1 protein-coding gene is annotated in these 1,324 nt (G+C 70.4%); it reads right to left on the reverse strand.

Annotated features, from left to right (window positions below; all coding sequences use genetic code 11):
• Positions 1–1,258 (reverse strand): pyridoxal phosphate-dependent decarboxylase family protein (locus Aple_RS28365; protein ID WP_155347784.1); only part of this gene is annotated, 1,258 nt, incomplete at its 3' end.
• Between the last annotated feature and the right edge of the window lie 66 nt (positions 1,259–1,324).

A 1,324-nucleotide genomic window follows, 5' to 3' on the forward strand; every position in this document is an offset into this window, starting at 1 on the left:
CGTCCAGGTCGAGGGTGGCGATGAGTTCGGGGAGGCCGGGTGGGACTTGGGCGGGGCCTTTGGCGCGGGCGGAGTTGGTGGATTCGGTGATGATGTCGAGCATGGCGTCCACGCCGGTCAGGGTGACGCCGGTGACGGTGATGTGGATGTTGGCGGGGATGCCGGCGTAGGAGAGCTGGGGTTGCAGGAACCAGCCGCGTTTGCGTGCCTCGTCGGCCAGGACGAAGACGTCCACCTCGGGGGAGCCCGTGAAGGCCACCAGGGATGCCTCGGGTTGGCCGAGCACGCGGAGTCCGGGGATCTTCGCGATGCCGTCGGCCAGGCGCCGGGTGGCCTCCAGCGTGGCACGGCCCAGTTCGGCGTATCCGTCGCGGCCGAGGGCTTGCAGGGTGCCCCAGGCACCGCCGAGGGGTCCGGCCGACCGTGAGCTCTGGACGGTCGAGTTGATGATCGTGTAGCCGGGCCAGGCAGCCGAGGCGAAGTACGCCTTCCGCCGCATCGCCGCGTCCGCGAACAACAGCACCGAGGCGCCTTTCGGCGCGTAGCCGAACTTGTGCAGATCGCAGGAGATCGAGGTCACTCCGGGCACGCTCAGGTCGAACGGCGGCACGTCGGCCCCCGCTTCACGCAACCAGGGCAGCAGCCAGCCGCCCACGCACGCGTCCACATGGCAGGGCACGCCGCGCGCCGCTGCCCGCGCGGCGATCTCCTCGATCGGATCGATGACACCCTGCGGGTAGGACGGCGCGGACGCCACCACCAGCACCGTCCGCTCGTCGATCGCCGCTTCGATCGCGTCCGGCGGCACCTTGAACGTCTCCAGGTCCACCGGCACCGCGACGACCTCGACGCCCAGATAGTGCGCCGCCTTGTGGAACGCCGGGTGCGCGGTCACCGGCACCACGATCCGCGGCCGCTCCACCGCCCGCGCGTCCCGTGCCGCCTTCACCGCCAGCATGATCGACTCGGTTCCGCCGCTGGTGAAGATCCCGGGCGCCGCCGGGTTCCCGAGCAGCTCCGCCACCGCCCCCACGACCTGCTTCTCCAGCGCCACCATGCTGGGAAAGGCCGTCGGATCGAGCATGTTCACTTCAAGCATCTCCGCGTAGGCCGCGAACGCCGCGTCGTGCACCTCCGCCCGCCCGGTGTCGTATACATACGCCGTCACCTTGCCGCCACGCACGGGAAGGTCGGCGGTCTTGAGCCGGGTCAGTTCCGCGAGCAGATCGGAGACCGGGCGGCCGATTTCGGGAAGCATGGCGTCCTCCTGACAGGAGCGATCGGTGCTGCGCCCACCCTAAGGTCCCCTCGCGGCTCACCCCGA

It is taken from the genome of Acrocarpospora pleiomorpha (assembly GCF_009687885.1).
Classification (GTDB): domain Bacteria; phylum Actinomycetota; class Actinomycetes; order Streptosporangiales; family Streptosporangiaceae; genus Acrocarpospora; species Acrocarpospora pleiomorpha.